Annotated in this window: 22 protein-coding genes; 18 read left to right on the top strand and 4 right to left on the bottom strand. The window is 67.3% G+C overall.

Annotation, left to right across the window (positions count from 1 at the left end; genetic code table 11):
• Window positions 1–10: 10 nt before the first annotated feature.
• Window positions 11–1,036 carry a type II secretion system F family protein gene (locus tag PK98_RS00420; RefSeq protein WP_039093513.1) on the top strand — a complete coding sequence of 342 codons (1,026 nt, stop codon included), beginning with the start codon at window positions 11–13 and terminating at the stop codon, window positions 1,034–1,036.
• 16 nt (window positions 1,037–1,052) lie between these two features.
• Here PK98_RS00420 and PK98_RS00415 read toward each other — a convergent pair whose 3' ends face one another.
• Complete coding sequence (locus PK98_RS00415) at window positions 1,053–1,547, bottom strand: MarR family winged helix-turn-helix transcriptional regulator (protein ID WP_052207801.1); 495 nt, start codon at window positions 1,545–1,547, stop codon at window positions 1,053–1,055.
• A gap of 309 nt (window positions 1,548–1,856) precedes the next feature.
• On the opposite strand from PK98_RS00415, the gene PK98_RS00410 reads away from it, so the two are divergent.
• Both PK98_RS00410 and PK98_RS00405 read left to right on the top strand, forming a co-directional pair.
• Entirely contained in the window at window positions 1,857–5,084 is a 3,228-nt protein-coding gene (locus tag PK98_RS00410; protein ID WP_039093512.1) for a TonB-dependent receptor domain-containing protein, read from the top strand.
• A 91-nt stretch (window positions 5,085–5,175) separates the two neighbouring features.
• Complete coding sequence (locus PK98_RS00405) at window positions 5,176–6,174, top strand: prolyl hydroxylase family protein (RefSeq protein WP_052207799.1); 999 nt, start codon at window positions 5,176–5,178, stop codon at window positions 6,172–6,174.
• A 7-nt stretch (window positions 6,175–6,181) separates the two neighbouring features.
• On the opposite strand, the gene clpB is transcribed toward PK98_RS00405, so the two are convergent.
• Window positions 6,182–8,761 (bottom strand): ATP-dependent chaperone ClpB, encoded by a 2,580-nt coding sequence (clpB, locus tag PK98_RS00400; RefSeq protein WP_039093511.1) that lies wholly within the window; start codon window positions 8,759–8,761, stop codon window positions 6,182–6,184.
• A 188-nt stretch (window positions 8,762–8,949) separates the two neighbouring features.
• Between clpB and PK98_RS00395 the strand changes: the two genes are divergently transcribed.
• The 4 genes from PK98_RS00395 (at window position 8,950) to PK98_RS00385 (ending at window position 10,986) form a co-directional block, all read left to right on the top strand.
• On the top strand, window positions 8,950–9,648 hold the full coding sequence (locus PK98_RS00395) for an LLM class flavin-dependent oxidoreductase (protein ID WP_235425339.1): 699 nt from the start codon (window positions 8,950–8,952) through the stop codon (window positions 9,646–9,648).
• A 129-nt stretch (window positions 9,649–9,777) separates the two neighbouring features.
• On the top strand, window positions 9,778–9,969 hold the full coding sequence (locus tag PK98_RS17300; protein ID WP_235425338.1) for a hypothetical protein: 192 nt from the start codon (window positions 9,778–9,780) through the stop codon (window positions 9,967–9,969).
• Window positions 9,970–10,030: 61 nt separating this feature from the next.
• The gene (locus PK98_RS00390; protein ID WP_039093510.1) at window positions 10,031–10,237 is read left to right on the top strand and encodes a hypothetical protein; all 207 of its coding nucleotides are present in this window, start codon (window positions 10,031–10,033) and stop codon (window positions 10,235–10,237) included.
• Window positions 10,234–10,986, top strand: a complete 753-nt coding sequence (locus PK98_RS00385) for a hypothetical protein (protein WP_039093509.1) — start codon at window positions 10,234–10,236, stop codon at window positions 10,984–10,986. The genes PK98_RS00390 and PK98_RS00385 overlap by 4 nt, the downstream gene beginning before the upstream one ends.
• A 6-nt stretch (window positions 10,987–10,992) precedes the next feature.
• On the opposite strand, the gene PK98_RS00380 is transcribed toward PK98_RS00385, so the two are convergent.
• Window positions 10,993–12,333 (bottom strand): MFS transporter, encoded by a 1,341-nt coding sequence (locus tag PK98_RS00380; RefSeq protein WP_039093508.1) that lies wholly within the window; start codon window positions 12,331–12,333, stop codon window positions 10,993–10,995.
• A gap of 190 nt (window positions 12,334–12,523) precedes the next feature.
• Between PK98_RS00380 and cyoA the strand changes: the two genes are divergently transcribed.
• The 9 genes from cyoA to PK98_RS00335 all read left to right on the top strand — a co-directional run bounded on the left by cyoA (window position 12,524) and on the right by PK98_RS00335 (window position 21,136).
• Complete coding sequence (gene cyoA / locus PK98_RS00375; RefSeq protein ID WP_052207796.1) at window positions 12,524–13,696, top strand: ubiquinol oxidase subunit II; 1,173 nt, start codon at window positions 12,524–12,526, stop codon at window positions 13,694–13,696.
• Between the two features lie 20 nt (window positions 13,697–13,716).
• Window positions 13,717–13,992, top strand: coding sequence for a hypothetical protein (locus PK98_RS00370; RefSeq protein WP_052207794.1), 276 nt, complete (start codon window positions 13,717–13,719; stop codon window positions 13,990–13,992).
• The gene (gene cyoB / locus PK98_RS00365) at window positions 13,989–16,022 is read left to right on the top strand and encodes a cytochrome o ubiquinol oxidase subunit I (RefSeq protein WP_039093506.1); all 2,034 of its coding nucleotides are present in this window, start codon (window positions 13,989–13,991) and stop codon (window positions 16,020–16,022) included. The genes PK98_RS00370 and cyoB overlap by 4 nt, the downstream gene beginning before the upstream one ends.
• A gap of 125 nt (window positions 16,023–16,147) precedes the next feature.
• Window positions 16,148–16,690, top strand: a complete 543-nt coding sequence (cyoC, locus tag PK98_RS00360) for a cytochrome o ubiquinol oxidase subunit III (RefSeq protein WP_235425452.1) — start codon at window positions 16,148–16,150, stop codon at window positions 16,688–16,690.
• Window positions 16,687–17,157, top strand: coding sequence for a cytochrome o ubiquinol oxidase subunit IV (gene cyoD, locus PK98_RS00355; protein WP_081995963.1), 471 nt, complete (start codon window positions 16,687–16,689; stop codon window positions 17,155–17,157). The genes cyoC and cyoD overlap by 4 nt, the downstream gene beginning before the upstream one ends.
• Window positions 17,158–17,176: 19 nt before the next feature.
• Window positions 17,177–17,917 (top strand): SURF1 family protein, encoded by a 741-nt coding sequence (locus PK98_RS00350; protein WP_052207790.1) that lies wholly within the window; start codon window positions 17,177–17,179, stop codon window positions 17,915–17,917.
• Between the two features lie 18 nt (window positions 17,918–17,935).
• Window positions 17,936–19,273 (top strand): ATP-binding protein, encoded by a 1,338-nt coding sequence (locus PK98_RS00345; RefSeq protein WP_039093505.1) that lies wholly within the window; start codon window positions 17,936–17,938, stop codon window positions 19,271–19,273.
• On the top strand, window positions 19,266–19,832 hold the full coding sequence (locus PK98_RS00340) for a response regulator transcription factor (protein WP_052207789.1): 567 nt from the start codon (window positions 19,266–19,268) through the stop codon (window positions 19,830–19,832). The genes PK98_RS00345 and PK98_RS00340 overlap by 8 nt, the downstream gene beginning before the upstream one ends.
• A 41-nt stretch (window positions 19,833–19,873) precedes the next feature.
• Complete coding sequence (locus PK98_RS00335; RefSeq protein ID WP_039093504.1) at window positions 19,874–21,136, top strand: spinster family MFS transporter; 1,263 nt, start codon at window positions 19,874–19,876, stop codon at window positions 21,134–21,136.
• Here PK98_RS00335 and PK98_RS15810 read toward each other — a convergent pair.
• Window positions 21,133–21,489, bottom strand: coding sequence for a UrcA family protein (locus tag PK98_RS15810; RefSeq protein ID WP_052207787.1), 357 nt, complete (start codon window positions 21,487–21,489; stop codon window positions 21,133–21,135). The genes PK98_RS00335 and PK98_RS15810 overlap by 4 nt on opposite strands.
• Before the next feature lie 270 nt (window positions 21,490–21,759).
• Between PK98_RS15810 and PK98_RS00325 the strand changes: the two genes are divergently transcribed.
• Window positions 21,760–22,905 (top strand): DUF3182 family protein, encoded by a 1,146-nt coding sequence (locus PK98_RS00325; protein ID WP_052207785.1) that lies wholly within the window; start codon window positions 21,760–21,762, stop codon window positions 22,903–22,905.
• Window positions 22,902–23,720, top strand: coding sequence for an alpha/beta hydrolase family protein (locus PK98_RS00320; RefSeq protein WP_081995962.1), 819 nt, complete (start codon window positions 22,902–22,904; stop codon window positions 23,718–23,720). The genes PK98_RS00325 and PK98_RS00320 overlap by 4 nt, the downstream gene beginning before the upstream one ends.
• Window positions 23,721–23,724: the final 4 nt, after the last annotated feature.

Raw genomic sequence — 23,724 nt, 5'->3', positions numbered from 1 at the left:
CACTGCAGCCATGGAACCGCTCCTGCACCAGCCCGCCGGCCCCACCTTGCTGGGCTTCGACATGATCGCCGTCGGCACCCTGCTGGCCGGTATCGCCGCGGTCGCGGTGATGGTGGCGTTCTACGCCGCGCTGGGCATGCGTACGCCAATGGGCCGGCGATCCAGGGCGCTGGTCGCCCGTCGCGACGAACTGAAGGCCGGCATCCTGACACGCAGCGGTCCCGGTCGGCGGCGGCAGAGCCTGTCGCGCCGCACCGCCACCACCGACCGGATCCGCGAATGGCTGAACCGGATGAAGGTGCTGCAGGACAGCCAGATCACCGCCATCCAGCAGAAGCTGGCCCATGCCGGATACCGCAATCGCGAACTGGCGGTCACGGTCATCCTCGCCCGCATGATCCTGCCGGTGGCGCTGGGCCTGCTGGCGGTGATCGTGCTGTACTGGGCGGAGCTGTATCCCGAGTGGGGTCCGTTCAAGCGGTTCTGCGGGTTCGCCGCCGCTGTTATCGCCGGCTACAAGGGGCCGGAGGTCTACCTGTCCAACAAGGCCAGCAAGCGCACGCTCGCCATCCGTCGCGGCCTGCCCGATGCACTGGACCTGCTGGTGATCTGCGCGGAGGCCGGCCTGACCGTGGACGCCGCCTTTACCCGCGTCAGCCGCGAACTGGGCCGCGCCTATCCCGAACTGGGCGAGGAGTTCGCGCTCGCCGCGATCGAGCTGTCGTTCCTGACCGAACGGCGTCACGCGTTCGAGAACCTGGCCTTCCGCGTCAACCTGGACCAGGTGCGCGGCGTCGTCACCACCCTGATCCAGACCGAACGCTACGGCACTCCGCTCGCCTCCTCGTTGCGCGTGCTGTCGGCCGAGTTCCGGAACGAGCGGATGATGCGGGCGGAGGAGAAGGCCGCGCGGCTACCGGCGATCATGACCGTGCCGCTGATCCTGTTCATCCTGCCGGTGCTGTTCGTGGTGATCCTGGGGCCGGCGGCCTGCACGCTGAGCGATGCGTTCAGCAATGGCGGCCTGGGGGGCTGAGACACGACCGCGCCGGTCAGTCGAAACCCCAGTCGTCGCCGATCGTCCCGCCATCCAGCTGGCGTCCGTCAAGCTGGCCGACCTGCCCTCGCACCCGTTCCAGCAGCGCCCGGAACTGGCGCTGCTCGTCCTCGCTCAGCACGCCCATGATCCGGCGGGTCATGTCCACCGCCAGGGGCATGATCTGCCCGTGCATCCCCCGCCCGTCAGCTGTCAGCTCCAGCAGATGGGACCGGCCATCCTGCACATTGGGGCTGCGCGCGATCAGCCCGCGCTCCTCCAGCACCTTGCAGGCGCGATTCACTGCCACCTTGTCCATCAGGGTCATGCCGGTAAGTTCCCGCTGGGTCAGCGGTTCATGATCCCCCAGCACCGCCATCACCCGCCATTCGGGCACGGACAGGCCGAACTGCACCTTGTATTCCAGTGCGATGCGGCCGCTCACCGCATTGGAGGTGACCGAAAGCAAGTACGGCAGGAAGTCCAGCAGGGGTGTGCTTGTTCTGTTCATTTGTTGCAGGAGATACCGCTTGCGTGAAACGATGCAAGTCTATGCATCGCTTCCATGGTGCATCTGAACGCAACCACCTCACCGGTGTTGTGCATCTGCATCGCACCGGGCCCATGCACCGGCCATGTTCGTCCGTTTCCGGACGCTTCACTGTAACTGAGAAGTCACAGTCGCGACGCGATCCATCAGCCGGCTGATTGTTCTGATTGTAACCATGCCCGGGATACCGCAGCAATCTGTTCAGATCAGTGCAAGCTTTGGGCCCGCGGGCGCACTCACTGGCAGGGAAAACATGGGGATAGCTCTAACATGAAGACCAACCAATTCCGTGGACGCGTGCTGAAGGCCGGCGTGGCTATGCCGGCGCTCGCCTTGATGAGCATTGCGGCCCCGGCCTTTGCGCAGGACGTCACCACCTCCACCACGCGGCCCGCCGCCGACCAGGCCGATGAGGGCACGCCCATCATCGTCACCGGTTCGCGCATCGCCCGCGCCAATCTCGACACGCCGACGCCCGTCACGGTCATCGGTGGCGAGGCGTTCTTCAACCAGGGCACCGTCAATGTCGGCGAGACCCTGAACGAACTGCCGCAGCTGCGCAGCACCTTCAGCCAGTCCAACGCGGGCCGCTTCCTCGGCACCACCGGCCTGAACCTGCTCGATCTGCGCGGCCTCGGCACGCAGCGCACGCTGACGCTGGTGAACGGCCGCCGGCACGTTCCGTCCGACATCCTGAACAACGCGGTCTCGACCGACGTCAACACCATCCCGTCCGACCTGATCGAGCGCGTGGACGTGGTGACCGGCGGCAACTCCGCCATCTACGGTTCGGACGCGATCGCCGGCGTCGTGAACTTCATCCTCAAGGATGATTTCGAAGGCTTCTCGGTCCGCGGCCACGCCAACATCAACACCGATGGCGATTTCAACGGCCAGTACATCTCCGGCATGTTCGGCCAGAACTTCGCCGAAGGTCGCGGCAACGTCACCCTTCACGCCGAATACGCCAACCAGGATCGCGTCTATGGTTCGGACGTGCCCTGGCTGCGCCGCCAGGATGGCTTCCTGACGATCGACGTCGATCCGGCACTGGCCGCCAGCCGCAACGGCAGCGACGGCTTCCCGGATCGCGCCTTCTTCCGCGACATCCGCTCGGCCTCGATCAACAATTTCGGCCTCGTGGCAATCCCGCAGCCGGCAGGTGCGGGAGCCCGTTGCGGCACCGGTCTTGCTGCCAGCGATGGCGGTCCGGCAAACACCGGCACGCCGTACAACTGCAGCTTCATCTTCGCTCCCGATGGCACGCTGGTCCCGCAGACCGGCACCCGCGTGGGCACCGGCCCGCTCGGCAGCATCGTCGGTGGCAACGGGCAGACGGGCCGCGAAGGCACGCTGCTGACGCTGCTGCCCTCGCAGGAGCGTATCAACGTCAACCTGCTCGCCAAGTTCGAGGTGTCGCCGGCGTTCATCCCGTTCGTCGAGGCGAAGTACGTCAACATCAAGACGCAGGGTCAGAACTCCACCCCCGCGTTCGTGCAGGGCACCACCTACGGCGACCCGCGTGAAACCCCGCGCCTGGACAACCCGTACCTGAGCACAGATGCTCGCAACACGATCGCCAGCAGCATCCTGGCATCCGGCATCAACGCCAACAGCCTGACCACCCGCACCGCGCTGAGCGCAGCGCAGCGGACGGCCGTGGCCAACGGTACGTACCGGTTCGCCATTGCGCGGATGCTGTCCGACCTCGGCAACCGTGACGAGGCTTCGGAGCGTGAACTGTACCGGATCGTCGGCGGTGTGCGCGGCGACTTCGCCGACAGCTTCAGCTACGAGTTCTCGGTCAACTACGGCAAGGTCAGGGAGGACACGACCGTCCTCGGCAACCTGATCCCGCAGCGCTTCATGCTGGCCATGGACTCGGCCCGCAACGCTTCCGGCCAGATCGTCTGCCGCTCGCAGATCGATCCTGCCGCTGCCACGGAATACGGCAACCCCGGCGATGCCGAGGCGCTGGCGCAGGACATCGCGAACTGCGTTCCGTACAACCCGTTCGGTGCCGGCAACAATGCGGCTGCCCGGGCCTACATCAACGAAGACACCGTCTCCAAGGCGGAGCTGGAGCAGCTCGTCGTGTCCGGCTTCGTGTCGGGTGACAGCTCCTCGTTCTTCGAATTGCCGGGTGGCCCGGTCGGCTTCGCGCTGGGCGGCGAGTACCGTCGTGAGGAGCTGTTCTTCCAGGCCGACCCGATCGTCGAGCAGGGCCGGACGTTCTACAACGCCCTGCCGACCTTCTCGCCCGATCCGTTCGAGGTGAAGGAAGCCTTCGCCGAACTGCGTCTGCCGCTGCTGGCCGACCTGCCGTTCATCGAGAGCTTCTCCGTCTCCGGCGCGGTCCGCGTATCCGACTACAACGGTGCGGTCGGTACCACCTGGGCCTACAACGGCGGCGCGGAGTGGGAGATCGTCCGTGGTCTGCGTCTGCGCGGCCAGTATGGCCGTTCGGTGCGCGCCCCCAACCTGACGGAGACGGCATCGCCCCTGTCGCAGAACTTCGCGCCTGGCTTCAGCGATCCGTGTCTGCCGCAGAACATCGGCAACAACCCGAACCGGGCCGCCAACTGCGCCGCCGATCTGGGCGCATTGCTGACCAGCCCTGCCTTCACGTCGCTGCCGGCCTACTCGCTGGAGATCCTCAGCGGTTCCAACCCGCTGCTGATCGAGGAAAAGTCTGACTCGTACACGGCAGGTGTGGTGTTCACCCCGGTCGCCGTTCCGGGCCTGTCGCTGACGGTCGACTACTTCGACATCTCGGTCGACAACGTGATCACCTCGCCGTCGGCCCAGGCCATCGTCAACGCCTGCTACGACCAGCCTGACCTGAACAACCAGTTCTGCAGCCTGTTCAACCGCTTCGACGGACCTGGTGCCGGTCCGAACCAGGAAGTTCCGGGTCAGGTTCTCGACAGCAACGCCGAGATCATCCCGCTCAACTTCGCATCGCGTACCGCGCGCGGGATCGACGTCGACTTCAGCTACGGGACCGATATCGGTGCGGATGCCCGGATCAGCACCCGCATGCTGTACACCCACACCCTGGAACGCAGCAATTACGAGAACCCGTCGAACCCGGACTTCGAGAACCGTCTGCTGGGTGAGCTGGGCTGGCCGGAAGACGAGTTCCGCTGGAACGTCAACCTGAGCCGCGGTCCCGTGACGCTGGGCTACACGATGTCCTACATCGGGCCGCAGACGATCGACCTGTACGAGAACGTCTATGCCGTCCCGGGTGCCTGCACCGCGAACGGCTGCCCGCCGAACAACCTCGATTATGCAGACATCATCGAATATCCGGACATCTTCTACCACGACCTGCGCCTGCAGGTGGACGTAGAGGAGAATTCCCAGTTCGTGGTTGGTGTGGACAACCTCCTCAACACCATCCCGCCGCTGGGCCTGACCGGTACGACCGAAGGCAGCGGCATCTACCGCGTCCGCGGCCGCAACCTGTTCGTCAGCTTCCTGGGTCGCTTCTGATCCACGGCTGACTGCCAGTCGCAAGCAAGGGGGTCGGAACCGGTCGGTTCCGGCCCCTTTTCTTATGCGCTTATCCAGTCCAGACAGGGGAATGGCCGGCACGCAGCAACCGTCAGACATCGCCACCGAAATGGCGCAACGTGGTGCCGTGGATCAGGCCTATGACCTGCTGGGCCGCGCAACCGACGCGGGCGATGCCGCCTCGGCCATGCTGCTGGCCGGCTGGCGCATGGCGGGCAACCTGATCCGGCGCGACCTGGTGGCGGCGCGCGACCTGTATGGCCGTGCGGCACTGCTTGGTGCGGACGAGGCGGAGCCGGTGTTCATCGCTCTGCTGGCAAACGGCGCAGGCGGCACCGCGGCACGCGACTGGCCCCGTGCACTACACCTGCTGCGTGATCGCGCACGGCGTGACACAACGGCGCGGCGGCAGGTCGACCTGCTCGATGCCATGGCCCTGGACGCGGACGGAGACCCAACGCATCGGCCCGCCACGGTCGCACTGTCACCGGCACCTGGCATGTGGCACAGCCCGGGGTTCTTCACGCCGGCGGAGTGCCGCTACCTGGCGGATCGTGCCGCGCCGACACTGCAACCGGCCAGTGTGGTCGATCCGCGGACCGGCGCCATGGTGCAGCATCCGGTGCGCCGCGCCCACGCCACGAGCTTCCCCTTCGTGCAGGAAGACATGGTGCTGCACGCACTCAATCGCCGCATCGCGGCGGCCACCGGTCATGCTGCGGAGCAGGGCGAGCCGCTACAGGTCCTGGGTTACGGCTCCGGGCACGAATATCGCCTGCATTCCGACGCTCTGCCGACGGCCGAGCCGAACCAGCGGATCGGCACGGTACTGGTCGTGCTGCAGGATGAATTCACCGGCGGCGAAACCGCTTTTCCGCCGCTCCGGTGGCAGTGGCGCGGGCAATTGGGAGAGGCACTGCACTTCCCCAGCCTGGATGCAGCCGGACGGGCGGACGAGCGGATGTGGCACGCCGGCCTGCCGGTCACGAGCGGGGTGAAGCTGATCGCCTCCAGATGGATCCGCGCCGCCCCGCTCGACCTGTCCGGTCCACCCGGCCGGCCGTTCTGATGCGGGCTCAGGTCACGCTGAACACCAGCGCTCCGTCGCCATCTTCCACATGCACGGTGCTGCCATCGGGCACCTCGCCCGCCAGCAGCTGCTCGGCCAGCGGATCCTGCACGTAACGCTGCACCGCCCGCTTCAGCGGCCGTGCGCCGTAGACCGGGTCGTAACCCACCCGGCCCAGCCAGCGCTTCGCGGCGTCCGACAGGTCCAGCACGATCTTGCGGTCGCGCAGCAGCTTCTGCACCCGCCCGACCTGGATCTCCACGATCGGCGCCATGTGCTCCTGTCCCAGCCGGTGAAACAGGATGATCTCGTCCAGCCGGTTCAGGAATTCGGGGCGGAAATGCCCGCGCACCACATCCATCACCTGCGGCTCGACTTCCTCCACGCTCTGCCCTTCGTCCATGCCGGCCAGGAACTGGCTGCCCAGATTGCTGGTCAGGATGATCAGCGTGTTGCTGAAATCCACCGCCCGGCCCTGCCCGTCGGTCAGCCGGCCATCGTCCAGCACCTGCAACAGCACGTTGAACACGTCCGGATGGGCCTTCTCGACCTCATCGAACAGCACCACCTGGTACGGGCGGCGGCGCACGGCCTCGGTCAGCACACCGCCTTCCTCGTATCCGACATAGCCAGGAGGGGCACCGATCAGGCGGGCGACGGCGTGCTTTTCCATGAATTCGCTCATATCGATCCGCACCATGGCGGTGTCATCGTCGAACAGGAACGCGGCCAGCGCCTTGGTCAGCTCCGTCTTGCCGACACCCGTGGGACCCAGGAACAGGAAGCTGCCGAGCGGCCGGTTGGGATCCTGCAAGCCGGCCCGTGCGCGGCGCACCGCCTTGCTGACGGCGGCCACGGCCTGCTGCTGGCCGATCACCCGCTGGCCGATCACCTGCTCCATCCTGAGCAGCTTCTCGCGCTCGCCCTGCATCATCCGTTCGACCGGAACGCCGGTCCAGCGGCTGACGACCCCGGCGATGTCGTCCGCGGTCACTTCCTCGCGCAGCATGGCCGTGCCGGTCAGCGCCTGCGCATCGGCCAGCTGGCGCTCCAGTTCGGGGATCCGGCCATAGGACAGCTCGCCCGCCCGGCCCAGATCGCCGGACCGCTGCGCCTGCTCCAGCTCCAGCCGCAGGGCATCGAGCTGCTCCTTGATCCGCGCCTCGGCATGGATCTTGTCGCGTTCCCCCTGCCAGCGGACGGTCAGCTCCGCGCTCTCGCCTTCCAGCCGGCCCAGTTCCGCGCGCAGGGCGGTCAGGCGATCGCGGCTGGCGCCATCGGTTTCCTTGCCGAGCGCCTGTTCCTCGATCTTCAGCTGGATGATCCGGCGGTCGAGCGCCTCGATCTCCTCCGGCTTGCTTTCCACCTCCATGCGGATGCGGCTGGCGGCCTCGTCCATCAGGTCGATGGCCTTGTCCGGCAGGAAGCGGTCCTGGATGTACCGGTTGCTCAGCTGCGCCGCGGCGACGATCGCGCCGTCGGTGATGCGTACGCCATGGTGCAGCTCGTACTTTTCCTTCAGCCCGCGCAGGATGGAGACCGTGTCCTCCACCGTCGGCTCCGCCACGAACACCGGCTGGAAACGCCGCTGCAGCGCCGCGTCCTTCTCCACATACTTCTGGTACTCATCCAGGGTGGTCGCGCCGATGCAGTGCAGCTCGCCCCGGGCCAGCGCCGGCTTCAGCAGATTGCCGGCATCCATGCTGCCCTCGCTGGCACCCGCGCCGATCAGCGTGTGCATCTCGTCGATGAACAGGATGATGTGCCCTTCGGCGCCCTTCACCTCGTCCAGCACGGCCTTCAGCCGCTCCTCGAACTCGCCGCGATACTTGGCGCCCGCAATCAGGGAACCCAGGTCCAGGCTCATCAGCGCGCGATCCTTCAGGCTGTCGGGCACGTCGCCATTGGCGATGCGCAACGCGAGGCCCTCGGCGATGGCGGTCTTGCCGGTGCCGGGCTCGCCGATCAGCACGGGGTTGTTCTTGGTCCGCCGGGCCAGGATCTGGATGGTGCGGCGGATCTCCTCGTCCCGGCCGATCACCGGATCCAGCTTGCCCGCACGTGCCGCTTCGGTCAGGTCGCGGGCGTAGCGCTTCATCGCGTCATAGGCCTGTTCGGCATTGGCGCTGTCCGCGCTGCGGCCGCCGCGCAGGGCATTGATGGCGGTGTTGAGCGCCTCCGCCGTCACGCCCGCCGCCTCCAGCGCACGGCCGGCTGGGGTCGTCTTCGCCAGCGCCAGCGCCAGCAGCAGCCGCTCCACCGTGACGAAGCTGTCGCCTGCCTTGGCCGCGACCTGCTCCGCCTGGTCGAGCACGCGCACCAGATCATTGTCGAGCCCCGGCGTAGCCTGGGCGCCGGAGCCGGAGACCGCGGGGATCTTCGCCAGCGCCTGCGCCAGCGCATCGGTCGCCGCCTTGGGATCGCCACCCGCACGGGTGATCAGGCCGGCCGCCATCCCTTCGGGATCGTCCAGCAAGGCCTGCAGCAGATGTTCCGGGGCAATCCGCTGGTGGCTGTTGCGGATGGCCACGGTCTGCGCCGCCTGCAGGAAGCCCTTCGCCCGGTCGGTATACTTGTCCAGATTCATGCCTGCCCTTGCTCCCCAGCAATGATGATAGCTTGAAACGTAGTGTGGCCATCGGGCAACACAAGAGGAAGGTGTCCTGCCGACCTAAAACAGCGGCGGTGCCCCGGTTACACCCATGTCCCTCCTTGCAGGATCACCGGCCGATCCCCTGATGGCAGGGAACAGCATTCCCGGACGGACCTGATCTCATGCGCAAGAATATCGGCTTTCTCAGCTTTGGCCACTGGTCGCCCCATGGCCAGTCGCACACCCGTTCCGCCGCGGACGTGCTGCTGCAATCGATCGACCTGGCGGTCGCGGCGGAGGAGCTGGGCGTGGACGGCGCCTATTACCGGGTGCACCATTTCGCCCGCCAGCTCGCCAGCCCGTTCCCGCTGCTGGCGGCCGTCGGCGCGCGCACCAGCCGGATCGAGATCGGCACCGGCGTGATCGACATGCGGTACGAGAACCCGTTCTACATGGTGGAAGACGCCAGCGCCGCCGACCTGATCAGCGGCGGGCGGCTGCAGCTGGGCATCAGCCGCGGATCGCCCGAACAGGTGATCGAAGGGTGGCGACACTTCGGCTACGCCCCGGCACCGGGGGAGAGCGACGGCGACATGGGCCGGCGCCACGGTGCGCTGTTCTTCGACCTGCTGCGCGGCGAAGGCTTTGCGGAGCCGAACTCCCGGCCGATGTTCACCAATCCGCCGGGCAAGCTGCGGCTGGAGCCGACCTCCGAGGGGCTGCGCGACCGGATCTGGTGGGGCAGCGCCAGCAACGCCACCGCCATCTGGGCCGGTCAGCAGGGCATGAACCTGCAGAGCAGCACGCTGAAGGAGGATGAAAGTGGCGAGCCTTTCCATGTGCAGCAGGCGCGGCAGATCAGGCTGTACCGCGACGCCTAGGCCGCGGCCGGGCACACGCGCACTCCGCGCGTCTCCGTCAGCCGCTCGATCTTCGCCATCACCGATGATCGTGACCGGGCCTATTTCGGGCGCAGCGGGGATCAGGACCAGATCGGCATCATCGACAACATGCGCGCGGTGTTCGGCCGCTCCTATGCGGCGGAGCCGGACCGGCTGGTGGAGCAGCTGAAGGCGGACGAGGCGATTGCCGAGGCGGACACGCTGCTGCTGACGGTGCCCAACCAGCTGGGTGTCGACTACAACGCGCATGTCCTTGAAAGCATCCTGACCCACGTCGCGCCGGCGCTGGGCTGGCGCTGAGTGGCGGATGATTGCAAGCATCGCCGGCTGTGCCTAGATTGACCGAACTCTGGAGCGCCGCATGCAGATCAATTCCGACCAGTCCCTCGAACTCGGCATGGCCATTCACCACCGCTTCGGCAGCTGGGAAGCCGTGCGCAAGGCGATGCGGGAGAAGGGCTGGTCCTATGTGGTCGACACTGCGGGCGTTCCGCCACCGGCCGATGACGAGCGGCCGACCTATACTGGCGGTCCGATCTCCATGATGCGCCGCTCCGGCGAACGATGACCTTCAGCTACACGCTGTTCCTGGTGCTCCTGCTGCTGGCACCCGGGTTCAGCGTGTGGGCCGGCCTCAGGCTCGGCGAACGTAACGAGCTGATCTCCCAGGCGCCCGAACGCCCCGGCTCGACCTTCTCGCTGCTGGTCATCGTGCTGGGTGCGCTGGCCGGGCACATCCTCCTCGCCACCATCCTGGCCGTCCAGGAAAGCGGCTGCCGTGCGAGCGGCGCCTGCCTGATGGTCGGCTTCGATCCCAACATCTATCGCGTCATCATGGCCGGGGATCGGCTGCGGCCCGGTGCCGCAGATGTGCCCCCGCTGCCAAGCTGGGCGGTGCTGTACTGGCTGGCGAGCCTGCTGCTGCCCGCGGTGCTGACCGGCTGGACGGCCTACCGCGTCAGCCAGTGGCGGCGGGTCCGGGTGTTGCGGGAACAATCGACGCTGGGCTGGCTGCAGAACTGGGTCGACCAGTCGCGCCAGCATGACCGCTTCATCATCGCCTATGTCGTCACCACCATGACCCATGATGGTGCCTACGTCGCCTATGAAGGGGCCGTGGTGAACTTCGCGCTGGACGACAACCGCGCCATCGCGATGATCGTGCTGGGCGGGTGTGACCGCTTCCTGGTCAGGATCACGGAAGACGGCGTCAAGCGCGTCGACGCCCCCACCTCCATCGGCCTGATCCAGCTGGATGCACGCAACTGCCTGAACATCGCGCTGGAGCTGTTCGGCGACCCCCGCGCGATGTCCTGAACCGCCCTATTCGATGTTCCGGCCCAGCTCGCGGTTGATCCACAGCGCGACCAGCGTGCACACCGCACCCGACAGCAGATAGGCACCCGCCGCGATCAGCCCGAACCGGGCCGACAGCCACAAGGCCGCCAGCGGCGCAAAGCCCGCACCGAACAGCCAGGCGAAGTCCGCCGTCAGCGCCGAGGCGGTGTAGCGGTGCCGCTGCGCGAAGCGGGAGGAGAGCGCGCCCGAGGACTGGCCGAAGGCCAGACCCAGCAGCACGAAACCGACCATCATGAAGATGACCTCGCCGGTTTCGCCCGCATCCAGCAATTGCGGCGCGACAAAGGAGAACACCGCGATCAGCGCCGCGGTGGCACCCAGCAGCGTGCGCCGGCCGAACCGGTCGGCCAGCAGGCCCGATCCGATCACTGCCAGCACGCCGACGCCGCCGGCGATCGCCTCGATCACTAGGAAGCGTATCGGGCTCTCCTCCGTGTAGAGGAACACCCACGACAGCGGATAGACGGTGACCATGTGGAACAGCGCGAAGCTGGCCAGCGGGGCAAAGGCACCGGCGGCGATCACCTTCCACTCGCTGCGGATGGTGTCGAGGATGGGGGCCGGCTGCAGCTCCCGCTTCTCGAACAGGGTCGCATATTCCGGCGTCACCACGATGCGCAGGCGGGCGAACAGCGCCACCACGTTGATGGCGAAGGCCACGAAGAACGGATAGCGCCAGCCCCAAGCCAGGAAATCCTGTGCCGGCAGCACGCTGACCAGGAACACGAACAGCAGGCTGGCCACGATCAGGCCGATCGGCGCGCCCAGCTGCGGGATCATCGCCCACCAGCCGCGTCGCCCTTCCGGCGCATTGACCGCCAGCAGCGATGCCAGGCCGTCCCACGTGCCGCCCAGTGCGAAGCCCTGTCCCATGCGGAACAGCGCCAGCAGCACGGCGGACCATGTGCCGATCGATTCGTAGCCGGGCAGGAAGGCGATCACCACGGTGGACACGCCCAGCAGGAACAGCGCCGTGATCAGCTTGGCACCGCGGCCCTTGCGCTGGTCGAGCCAGGTGAACGCCACGGTGCCCACCGGCCGCGCCAGGAAGGCGAGCGCGAAGATGGCAAAGGACCACAGCGTGCCCTGCAGCGGGTCCATGTACGGGAATACCAGGCGCGGGAACACCAGCACGGAGGCGATCGCGTACACGAAGAAGTCGAAGAACTCGGACGTGCGCCCGATGATCACGCCGACGGCGATCTCACCCGGCTCGATCCGGTGACCATGAGGGTCGCCCTTGTCCGCGTTGGCGACGCGGGCATCGCGCTCTGCCTCGTTGGTCGGCACCGTTCCGGCGGCCATGTTGATCCCTCTTGTTCCTGCAGCTGCTTGGACCGCCCGCCTTTACCCGGCAAACGCCAGGATGCAATCGGCATTGCTGCACTGCGATAGCGAGCGGAGTAATGATGCCATTTGCCCGCCTCATCCCGCGGTGTGGATTGGACAAATTGCCCTATGTGCAATGCAACATCATCGGTGTAGGCGCCGAACCATGCCTACGAATCCGAACGCTGGCCGCCTTATCCGTCGTGCCCTGCCCGTGCTCGCAGCCCTGCCCTTGCTGGCAGGTTGCGGTGAGCTGATCGTGCTTGATCCTGCGGGCGACATCGCCCGGCAGCAGGGCAATCTGGTGGTCATATCCACTCTGCTGATGCTGCTGATCGTGGCACCGGTCATGGCCGCGACCGCCTGGTTCGCGTGGAAATATCGCGCCGCGAACACGCAGGCGAAATATGCGCCCGACTGGGACCATTCGACGCATCTGGAGCTGCTGATCTGGGCCGCGCCGCTGATGATCATCATCTGCCTCGGCGCGCTGACCTGGGTCAGCACCCACCTGCTCGATCCCTATCGTCCGCTGACCTCCGGCGGATCGGACTCGCCGCTCGGGCCGGGGCAGGAAGCCGCCGCCCCCATGGAGGTGCAGGTGGTGGCGCTCGACTGGAAGTGGCTGTTCATCTACCCTGAACTGGGCATCGCGACGGTGAACGAGTTCGCCGCCCCGATCGACCGGCCGATCAGCTTCCGCATCTCCGGCTCGTCCGTGATGAACAGCTTCTACATCCCGGCGCTGGCAGGGCAGATCTACGCCATGCCGGGCATGGAGACCAAGCTGCATGGCGAGTTCGACCAGCCGGGCGAGTTCACCGGCTTCTCCGCCAACTATTCGGGTGCCGGCTTCTCCAACATGCGCTTCGCCGCCCGCAGCATGCCGGCGGGCGAGTTCGACCGCTGGGTTGCCGAGGTACGCGCCAGCTCCGGGCAGCTGACCCGCGCCGCTTACCTGGCGCTGGAGCGGCCGAGCGAGAAGGTGCCGCCGATGTACTTCTCGGCCGTGGAGCCGCAGCTGTTCGACCTGGTGGTCAACATGTGCGTCGATACCGACAAGATGTGCGCGCACGAGATGATGGCGATCGACGAGCGTGGCGGCCTGGGCATCGCCGGCATCCACAATGTCCGCCGCCTGGCCTACGACAAGTTCGGCGGTCGCGGCAGCGCGGGTGGGGACAGCGTGCTGCTGGCATCCGGCTCGCGCTACGTCCAGGCGACCTGCCTGGCGCAGCTCGACCCGGTCAAGGGCGGCCTGCTCGATCCCGTGAATGTCGCCCCGCTGACCGGCGCGGGCCTGTCGCGGCCGGCGACGCTCGCCGCCGCGTTCCTGTAATCCTGGGAAGACAACGTACCATGGACAAGCAATCACCCCCCGGCTCGCCCCAGCCCAGTTCACGCAAGCTGGGCCGTGCCGCCGTGCTGGTCGTGGCGCTGTTCGCCATCACGGGCGCGGTCGTCTTCGTCGGCATGAACATCTGGCATGCAACCGAGGTGAGCGAGGACGTGGCCACCGGCCAGACCCGCAATACCGAGCACACGCCACCCAATTTCGTCGACCGTAACGACGTGCCCGAACCCGATCGGGGCGTCCCCGCCGACCTGACACAGAGCGACCAGACGCAGCCATGACCCCCCATCCCGCACCCGAAGTCGGCCCCATCCTGGGCCGCCTCTCGCTCGAAGCGATCCCGCTGCACGAGCCGATCCTGATCGCGACCTTCGGCATGGTCGCCGTCGGCGGCGTGGCGCTGCTGGCGCTGCTGACCAAGTTCCGCCTGTGGGGCTATCTGTGGAACGAGTGGTTCACCAGCGTGGACCACAAGAAGATCGGCATCATGTACATGGTGCTGGGCCTGGTCATGTTCCTGCGCGGCTTTGCCGATGCCATCATGATGCGCATCCAGCAGGCGATCGCCTTCAACGGGTCCGAAGGATACCTGAACGCGCACCATTACGACCAGGTGTTCACCGCCCACGGCGTCATCATGATCTTCTTCGTGGCGATGCCGTTCGTGACCGGGCTGATGAACTATGTCGTGCCGCTGCAGATCGGCGCGCGTGACGTCAGCTTCCCGTTCCTGAACAATTTCAGCTTCTGGATGACAACGGCCGGCGCGGTGCTGGTGATGATGAGCCTGTTCATCGGCGAGTTCGCGCAGACCGGCTGGCTGGCCTACCCGCCGCTGTCGGGCATCGCGTACAGTCCCAATGTGGGTGTCGACTACTACCTGTGGTCGCTGCAGATCGCGGGCGTCGGCACGACGCTGTCGGGCATCAACCTGATCGTCACCATCCTGAAGCTGCGCGCACCCGGCATGGGCCTGATGAAGATGCCGATCTTCACCTGGACCAGCCTGTGCACCAACATCCTGATCGTGGCGTCCTTCCCCGTGCTGACCGCCGTGCTCGCGTTGCTGAGCCTGGACCGGTATGTCGGCACCAACTTCTTCACGAACGACTTCGGCGGCAGCGCCATGATGTACGTGAACCTGATCTGGATCTGGGGCCACCCGGAGGTGTACATCCTGATCCTGCCGCTGTTCGGCGTCTTCAGCGAAGTCACCAGCACCTTCAGCGGCAAGCGCCTGTTCGGCTATACCTCCATGGTCTACGCCACGATCGTCATCATGATCCTGAGCTACCTGGTGTGGCTGCACCACTTCTTCACCATGGGTAGCGGTGCTTCGGTGAACAGCTTCTTCGGCATCACCACCATGATCATCTCGATCCCGACGGGTGCCAAGCTCTTCAACTGGCTGTTCACCATGTATCGCGGGCGCATCCGCTACGAACTGCCGATGATGTGGACCGTCGCGTTCATGCTGACCTTCACCGTGGGCGGCATGACGGGCGTGCTGCTGGCGGTGCCGCCGGCGGACTTCGTGCTGCACAACTCGCTGTTCCTGATCGCCCACTTCCACAACGTGATCATCGGCGGCGTGCTGTTCGGCGTCTTCGCGGCGATCAACTTCTGGTGGCCCAAGGCCTTCGGCTTCAAGCTGAACAGCTTCTGGGGCAAGGTCAGCTTCTGGTTCTGGGTCCCCGGCTTCTGGGTGGCGTTCATGCCGCTCTACGTCATGGGCCTGATGGGCGTGACCCGCCGGATGCGCGTGTTCGACGATCCGGACCTGCAGATCTGGTTCGTGATCGCGGGCATCGGCGCGGCCATGATCGCGGCCGGCATCGGCGCCATGCTGGTGCAGTTCGCCGTCAGCATCTGGAAGCGCGAGGAGCTCGTCGACGAGAGCGGCGATCCGTGGAACGGCCGCACCCTGGAATGGGCAACCAGCAGCCCGCCGCCGGAATACAACTTCGCCTTCACCCCCAACATCCATGACCTGGACGCGTGGTACGACATGAAGAACCGTCACCATGACCGCCCCGTCACCGGGTTCCGCGACATCCACATGCCGCGCAGCACCGGCTCGGGCGTGATCCTGGCGGGGATCAGCCTGGTGATGGGCTTTGCACTGGTGTGGCACATCTGGTGGCTGGCCGGTCTCAGCCTGGTGAGCCTGATCAGCTACGCCATCTACCACACCTTCAATTACGACCGCGACTTCCACATCCCCGCCGCCCATGTGGCGGAGGTGGAGGAAGCCCGCTCGCGCCAGCTTGATGCGGTGCGCGCGCGGGAGACGCAGGCGGCAGGAGCATAGCTGCGATGAGCACCACCGACTGGGGCATCGACGTACCCGACGCCCCCCACACCGAAACGGTCGAAGGCCAGCCCATCCGCTTCTACGAGGTGGACGAACACAGCCATCCCGAAGGCTACAGCACCATGCTGGGCTTCTGGATCTACCTGATGAGCGACTGCCTGATCTTCGCGATCCTGTTCGCCACCTATGGCGTGCTCGGCGGCAACTACGCCGCCGGGCCGGGCCCGCGCGACCTGTTCGAACTGCCGCTGATCGCGGTGAACACGGCCATGCTGCTGTTCTCCTCCATCACCTATGGCTTCGCCATGCTGTCGATGCAGGCGAACAGGCTGCGCGCGACGCAGGGCTGGCTGGCGGTCACCGGCCTGTTCGGCCTCGCCTTCCTGGGGATCGAGCTGTACGAGTTCCAGCACCTGATCCACATCGGTGCCGGCCCGCAGCGCAGCGCCTTCCTGTCGTCCTTCTTCACGCTGGTCGGCACGCACGGCCTGCACGTCACCTTCGGCCTGATCTGGCTGGTCACGCTGATCGTGCAGCTGAACAAGCGCGGCCTGGTCCCGGCCAACCAGCGCCGGGTCGCCTGCCTCAGCATGTTCTGGCACTTCCTGGATGTCGTGTGGATCGGCGTCTTCACCGTTGTCTATCTGATGGGGATGCTGCGATGAGCTCGCACGACCAGACCGCCGACCTGTCCCATCCGGACCTCAAGCCGGACGGCGCGTTGCCGGCAGCGACCGAAACCGGGCACGAGGGCGGCCACGGGGCGCATCATGGCGGCCAGCATGATGGCCACGCCGTGGCGGAACTGCCGCATGCCACCATGCGCGACTACGTCATCGGTTTCACCCTGTCCGTGATCCTGACCGCCATCCCGTTCTGGCTGGTCATGGCCGGCACCTTCTCCGCCGCGGCGACCGCCGCGATCATCACCGTGTTCGCGATCATGCAGATCGTGGTGCACATGGTCTTCTTCCTGCACATGAATGCGAAGGCGGAAGGCGGCTGGTCGCTGTCGACGCTGGTGTTCACCATCATCGTGGTGGTCATCATGCTGTCGGGTTCGCTGTGGGTCATGAGCCACCTGCACACCAACATGATGCCGCAGGCGCACGAGCTGTCGCAGGTCCCATGATGACGGTCGGGGGCCGGGCATGATCGACCGTCCCCCCACATCCCCGTCGGCGCGCGCCCGGCGGGGCAGCCAGTGGCTGCTGGCGGGCATCGCCATCCTGCTCGCCGCCATTTGTATCGCACTCGCCATCTGGCAGGTGCAGCGGCGCGAATGGAAGCACCAGCTGATCCATGCAGCGGAGACGCGCTCGACCGCCGCTCCGGTCCCCGCCCCCGGTCCCGACCGCTGGCCCGCCATCACCGAAACGGATGACGTCTATCGCCGGGTGACCGCCACCGGCACCTTCCGCCATGACCGCGAGGCGCTGGTCCAGGCCGTCACCGACCTGGGCGGCGGCTTCTGGGTCATGACGCCGCTGGTGACCGATCGCGGCTTCACCGTGCTGGTCAATCGCGGCTTCGTCCCGCGGGAGCAGCGCGCGCCCGCCACCCGCGCCGCCGGCAACACCGCCGGGCCTGTCACCGTTACCGGCCTGCTGCGCGTGACCGAACCGGATGGCGGCTTCCTGCGCAGCAACGATCCCGCCGCCAGCCGCTGGTTCTCCCGCGATGTGCCGGCGATCGCGCGGGCGCAGGGCCTCGGCGCAGCCGCCCCCTACTTCATCGATGCGGACGCCACCGCCAATCCCGGCGGCTATCCGGCCGGCGGGCTGACCGTGCTCAGCTTCCCCGACAATCACCTGCCCTACGCGCTGACCTGGGCCGCGCTGGCAGCCTTGTGCCTGTTCGCAGCGTGGCGGGTGTTGCACCTGTCACGCTGATAGGGTCACATGCCCGTCATGGCCGTGACCACCCTCCAGGCTGACCTGCTGCCGGCCGACGCGCCGGCGGATGCCGGCCGTCGCAACCTGCTGCTGCTGATCCAGCTGCGCTGGTTCGCGGTCGGGGGCCAGCTGATCACGATCGAGGTCGTCCGGTCGGTCCTGGGCATCGCGCTGCCGCTGGTGCCGCTGCTGGCCGCGGTGCTGCTGCTGGTGGCGGTCAACCTGCTCAGCCTGCCGCTGCTGCGCCGCCGGCGCGACGTCACCAATCGCGAGCTGACACTGGCGCTGCTGCTGGATGTCGCGGTGCTGGCCTGGCAGCTGCATTTCACCGGCGGCATCGCCAATCCCTTCGCGCCGCTGTTCCTGCTGCAGGTGGTGCTGGGCGCGATCCTGCTGTCGCAACGCGCCGCCTGGGCGGTCGCGGTCGCAACCCTGGCAACGCTGCTGGCGCAATCGCTGTGGACGAAGCCGCTCCCCCTGCCCGCGCCTTATGCAGCCGATCCGCTGCAGCTCTACCTTCGGGGCAGCTTCGTCTGCTTCGCGCTGATCGCCGTGCTGCTGCTGGTCTTCGTCACCCGCACGGCGCGCAACCTGACGGAACGTGACGCCGCGCTGGCGCAGGTGCGGCAACGCGCGGCGGAGGACGATCACATCGTGCGCATGGGCCTGCTCGCCTCCGGCGCGGCGCACGAGCTGGGCACCCCGCTGGCCTCGCTGGCGGTGCTGATCGGCGACTGGCGCCGCCTGCCGCAGCTGGCGGCGGAGGAGGATCTGCAGGAGGATCTGGCCGACATGGAGGCCGCGGTGCAGCGCTGCAAGGCGATCGTCAGCTCCATCCTGATGGCCGCGGGCGAGGCGCGCGGCACGGTGACGGAGTTCACCAGCGTGCGCGCCTTCCTGCAGGCGATCGTCGCCGAATGGCGCAGCAACGCCACCGGCCGGATGCCGGCCGAGCTGGCCTTTGCCGACCATTTCGGCCAGCCGGACGTGCCGATCATCGCCGACCCTGCCTTGCGGCAGGTGATCGGCAATGCGATCGACAATGCGGTGGAGGTATCGCCCGACTGGGTCGGCCTCACCGCCTTGCGGGCACGGGGCCAGCTGGTGCTGGAAGTGTCCGATCGCGGCCCCGGCTTCGACCCCGCGATGCTGCAATCCTTCGGCCGGCCGTACCATTCCACCAAGGGGCGGGCCGGCGGCGGCGTCGGGCTGTTCCTGCTGGTGAACGTGCTGCGGAAAATGGGCGGAGCGGCCAGCGCACGCAACAATCCCGAAGGCGGTGCCACCGTCCGCATGGAGATCCCGCTGGTTGCGCTTGCCCCGACCGGCCACGATCTATCCGTCGATGGATGATCCCCAGCCGCCACCCGCCAGCGGGAACACGATCCCGCCCCTGCTGCTGATCGTGGAGGACGACGCCGCCTTCGCCCGAACGCTGCGCCGGTCCTTCGAACGGCGCGGCTATCACGTGATCAGCACGGACAGCCATGACGGGATGGTCGATCTCCTGGCCGGGCACCGGCCCGACTACGCCGTGATCGATCTCAAGCTGGGCGGTGCATCCGGCCTGACCTGCGTGCAGACGCTGCGCACTGCCACGCCGGACGTGCAGATCGTGGTGCTGACCGGCTTCGCCAGCATCGCCACCGCAGTGGAGGCGATCAAGCTGGGCGCGTCGCACTACCTCGCCAAGCCGGCCAACACCGACGATATCGAACGGGCCTTCGGCCTGACCACCGGCAATCCGGATGCGCCGGTCGACGGGCGGCAGTCCAGCATCAAGACGGTGGAATGGGAACATATCCACCAGACGCTGGTGGAGGTCGACTTCAACATCTCCGAAGCGGCGCGCCGGCTGGGCATGCATCGCCGCACCCTGGCGCGCAAGCTGGAGAAGCGGCCGCTGCGCTGACGGTGCTTGCCCCGCCCGGCGATAGCGGCGAGAGGGCGGCGATGAGGCAAGCCACCGGCGACACCCGGCCCGGCATCGTTCTGGCGATGCTGCTGCTGGTCTATATCTGCAACTTCGTGGACCGGCAGATCCTCGCCATCCTGGCGGCACCGATCCAGCGCGACCTCCTGCTGGACGATGCGCAGATGGGGCTGCTGGGCGGGGTGGCCTTCGCCCTGCTCTATGCCACCTGCGGCGTGCCCCTGTCGGCGCTGGCCGACCGCACCGGCCGCGCCCGGGTGATCGGCTGGTCGCTGGTGGTGTGGAGTGCCTGCACGGCGCTGTGTGCTGCTGCGCAAGGCTTCTGGCACATCTTCCTGGCGCGGCTGGGCGTCGGCGTCGGGGAAGCGGGCGGGGTCGCGCCGTCCTACGCCCTGATCGGGGAATACTTCCCGTCCCACCAACGCGCGCGGGCGCTGGCGATCTACTCGCTGGGTATCCCCATCGGCTCGGCCGCCGGCGTTCTGGCGGGCGGCACCATTGCGGCGCTGGTCGACTGGCGGCTGGCCTTCATGGTGGTCGGGGCGGTGGGCCTGGTGCTGGCACCGGTCTTCATGCGGCTGGTGCGCGACCGGCCTGCTGCGGCGCGGGTTGCACCCACCTCGCTCCGCCGGACAGCCGGGCTGCTGGTACGGCGGCGGTCGTTCTGGCTGCTGTCGCTGGCGCAGGCGCTTGCGTCCATGGCGGGCTACGGCATCGTGTTCTGGCTGCCTTCGGTGCTGCAGCGCAGCTTCGGGCTGGACCTGCTCGGCTCCGCGCAGTTCTTCGCCGGGCTGCTGCTGCTGGGGGGCATTGCCGGCGTGCTGGGTGGCGGCTGGCTGGGTGACCGGCTGGGGCGCCGGGACCGGGCGTGGCATGCCTGGCTGCCGGGCATGGCCTTCCTGCTGAGCGCCCCGCTGTTCGCCGCCGGGATCGTCAGCGGCAACTGGCGCGCAGCCTTTGCCCTGTTCCTGGTGCCACAGGCGCTCAGCTATTTCTGGATGGGGCCGATCCTGTCGGCGGTGCAGCACCTGGTCGCCGCGGCGGAGCGGTCGATGGCGAGCGCGCTGTTCCTGCTGGTCAACAACCTGTTGGGCCTGGCGGGGGGCACCTGGGCGCTGGGCCTGCTGGCGGACCGCCTGCGGCCGCTCTACGGCGACGATGCGCTACGCCATGCGATGCTGTGGTCGCTGCTGTTCTACCTGGCAGCGGGGCTGCTGCTGCTGGCAGGGGGGCGCTGGATCCGGCAGGATTGGATGCCGGAGCCAGCGCCGCAAGCCGGTTAGATCGACCCGCCGGCCGCGGCCACGGCCGCGCTGGCGGCGTAACCGCGTGCGTCAAGCTGCGCCAGGGCACCCGAACGGGCGCTGTCGAAGCAGTTCAGTGCAGATGGCGTGCGGTTGAGGACCGATCCACGCTCCATGTCGCACACCTCGAACGCCGCGCGGTTGACCCGCAGGGCGAGCGTGCGCTGGTCGTAGGGCGAGGTGAGGTTCAGGTCCGAAACCTTTACCGCGACGGAGCGGCTGTCTTCCGCAAGTGGTGATACGACCATCTTTTCGTTGGCAAGCGCAGGGGTGGCAATGGCGCCGAGGGCAAGAAGCCCGGTCAGCGCCGCGCGGGTGGTGAAATGCGGCATCGTTCTCTCCTGAGAGATCCACCTGCGCTGTGTCCGCGCCGGTTGGTCTATGCTGCTTATATTTGTGGCAGCGTGCCTAATCAATACGCAATGCACCAATTCGTCGCTGCGCTGCGGCACCCGTTCCGGCGGGCTGATCGTGTCCCGCTGCCCTGCCGCCAGTCCTGCCGACCGAACCGGCGGTCACGAATAATCTTCGTCTCGGCTGTTCGACCTGCGCCATGATCCGCTTCGCGCGTTTCCTTGGTCTGTGAGCCGCAAGGAGCAGCCATGATCGACGGGACCTTTCTCCATGTGCCCCAATCACCGCTGATCGGTTCGGCCGGCAGCGCGATCGTCGGGGTCGCCAGTTTCGAAACCGGGGCGCAGAACACGCGCAATCTGCATGACCGCTCCAGCCAGGATGTGCTGTGCGGCCGGATCGCGGGCCTGCTCGGCATTCCGCACCTCGGCGCCCATGCCGGGAGCAGCGCGGCGGATACGCTGTTCCTGGTGCCTGACGAGACTCTCGGGATTGCGGACGCGGCGGCGCTGGGCATCGATGATGGCGATCGCATGTTCGGCGGCATCGTGCCCCACCCGTTCGTCGGCACGAAGGCGATCACTCACGGTCTTGTCTCGCCACAGGCGGTGCGCCCGCCGGGCTGGTCCGACACCATGACCGATGCGATCGCCTCCGCCGTCCTGCCCGGCTTCACCGTGTTCGACAGCGCGGATGCGATGATCGCGGGCGAGCGGCTGCTGCAACGCGGGCCGGCGCGGATCAAGCCCGTGCGGGGCAAGGCCTGGCTGGGCCAGACGGTGGTGCGGGACCGGGCGGAACTGGCCGCGGCGCTGGCCGGACAGGATGCAGAGGAGATGCTGCATTACGGCCTCTGCCTGGAGGAGAACCTGACGGATGTCGCCACCTACAGTGTGGGTGCGGCGAACATCGGACGTCATCGCATCGCCTACTGGGGCACCCAGCGCCTGACCGCCAACCATGCCGGGGAGGAGGTCTATGGCGGCTCGTCGCTGACCGCCGTTCCCGGCGGCCTGGCCGAACTGCACGATGCCGCGCCCGATCCGCTGATCCGGCACGTTGTCGCCCAGGCCATGACGTTTCACGATGCGGCCCATGCGGCCTATCCCGGGCTGCACCTGACACGCAGCAATTACGACGTGATCGAGGGGACCGATGCCGCCGGACAGCGGCAGGTCGCCGTGCTGGAACAGTCCTGGCGCATCGGCGGGGCCAGCGGGGCCGAGATCGCCGCGATGGAAGCGTTCGCCACCGATCCCACGCTGACGGTGGTCACGACCGCCACTGTCGAGGAACATGGGCGCGGCGCCCCGCCGCCGGGTGCCACCGTCTACTTCGATGGCGTCGATCCGGTGGTGGGCCCGCTTGCCAAATGGGCAGAACGGCTGGGATGATCGAGGAAGGAACCGTCAGTGTCCCAGTTGCCGGCCAGCACCTGCGCGGCACCCTGCTCGCGCCCGAGAAGCTGATCCCCGGCTTTCTGTTCGTGCATGGCTGGGGCGGGAAGCAGGATGACGACCTGGACTGTGCGGAGGAGATCGCCCGGCTCGGCTGCCTGTGCTTCACCTTCGACCTGCGCGGCCATGCCGGCAGCGACCTGCAGCAGGATCAGGTGACGCGCGGCGACGGGCTGCAGGACGTGCTCGCCGCCTACGACTTCCTCGCCTCCCACCCGCTGGTGGATCGCAGCGCGATCGGGGTCGTGGGGGTGAGCTATGGCGGCTATCTGTCGACCCTGCTGACCACGGAGCGTCCGGTGCAATGGCTGGCCTTGCGGGTACCCGCGCTCTACCCGGACCGCGACTGGGACACGCCCAAGGCGCTGCTCGACAAGAAGAAGGTACGGGCCTACCGCAACCGCTTCCACACGGCGCGTCGCGACGCCGCGCTCGGCGCCTGCGACAAGTTCGAAGGCGATGTGCTGATCGTGGAATCCGAATTCGACATCCATGTCCCCCACACCGCGATCGCGTCCTACATGGGTGCGTTCCAGCGCGCCAATTCGCTGAGCCATCGCGTGATCCGCGGCGCCGACCATGCGATGCGTGCGCCGGAATATCGCAAGATCTACAAGACCCTGCTGCTCCACTGGGTGGAAGAGATGGTGCGGACCGCGCGTCGTTCGAACCGGCAGGGTGATCACGGCCGGCATGTGGCGCCGGGCGTGGCCAAGGTACTGGATCCGGCGGTGTTCGGCCCACCCGAATGATGTG

Source organism: Croceibacterium mercuriale (genome assembly GCF_000802385.1).
Taxonomy (GTDB): domain Bacteria; phylum Pseudomonadota; class Alphaproteobacteria; order Sphingomonadales; family Sphingomonadaceae; genus Croceibacterium; species Croceibacterium mercuriale.
Note: the sequence above shows the minus strand (reverse complement) of the source record. Positions and strands in the feature narration are given on the sequence as shown.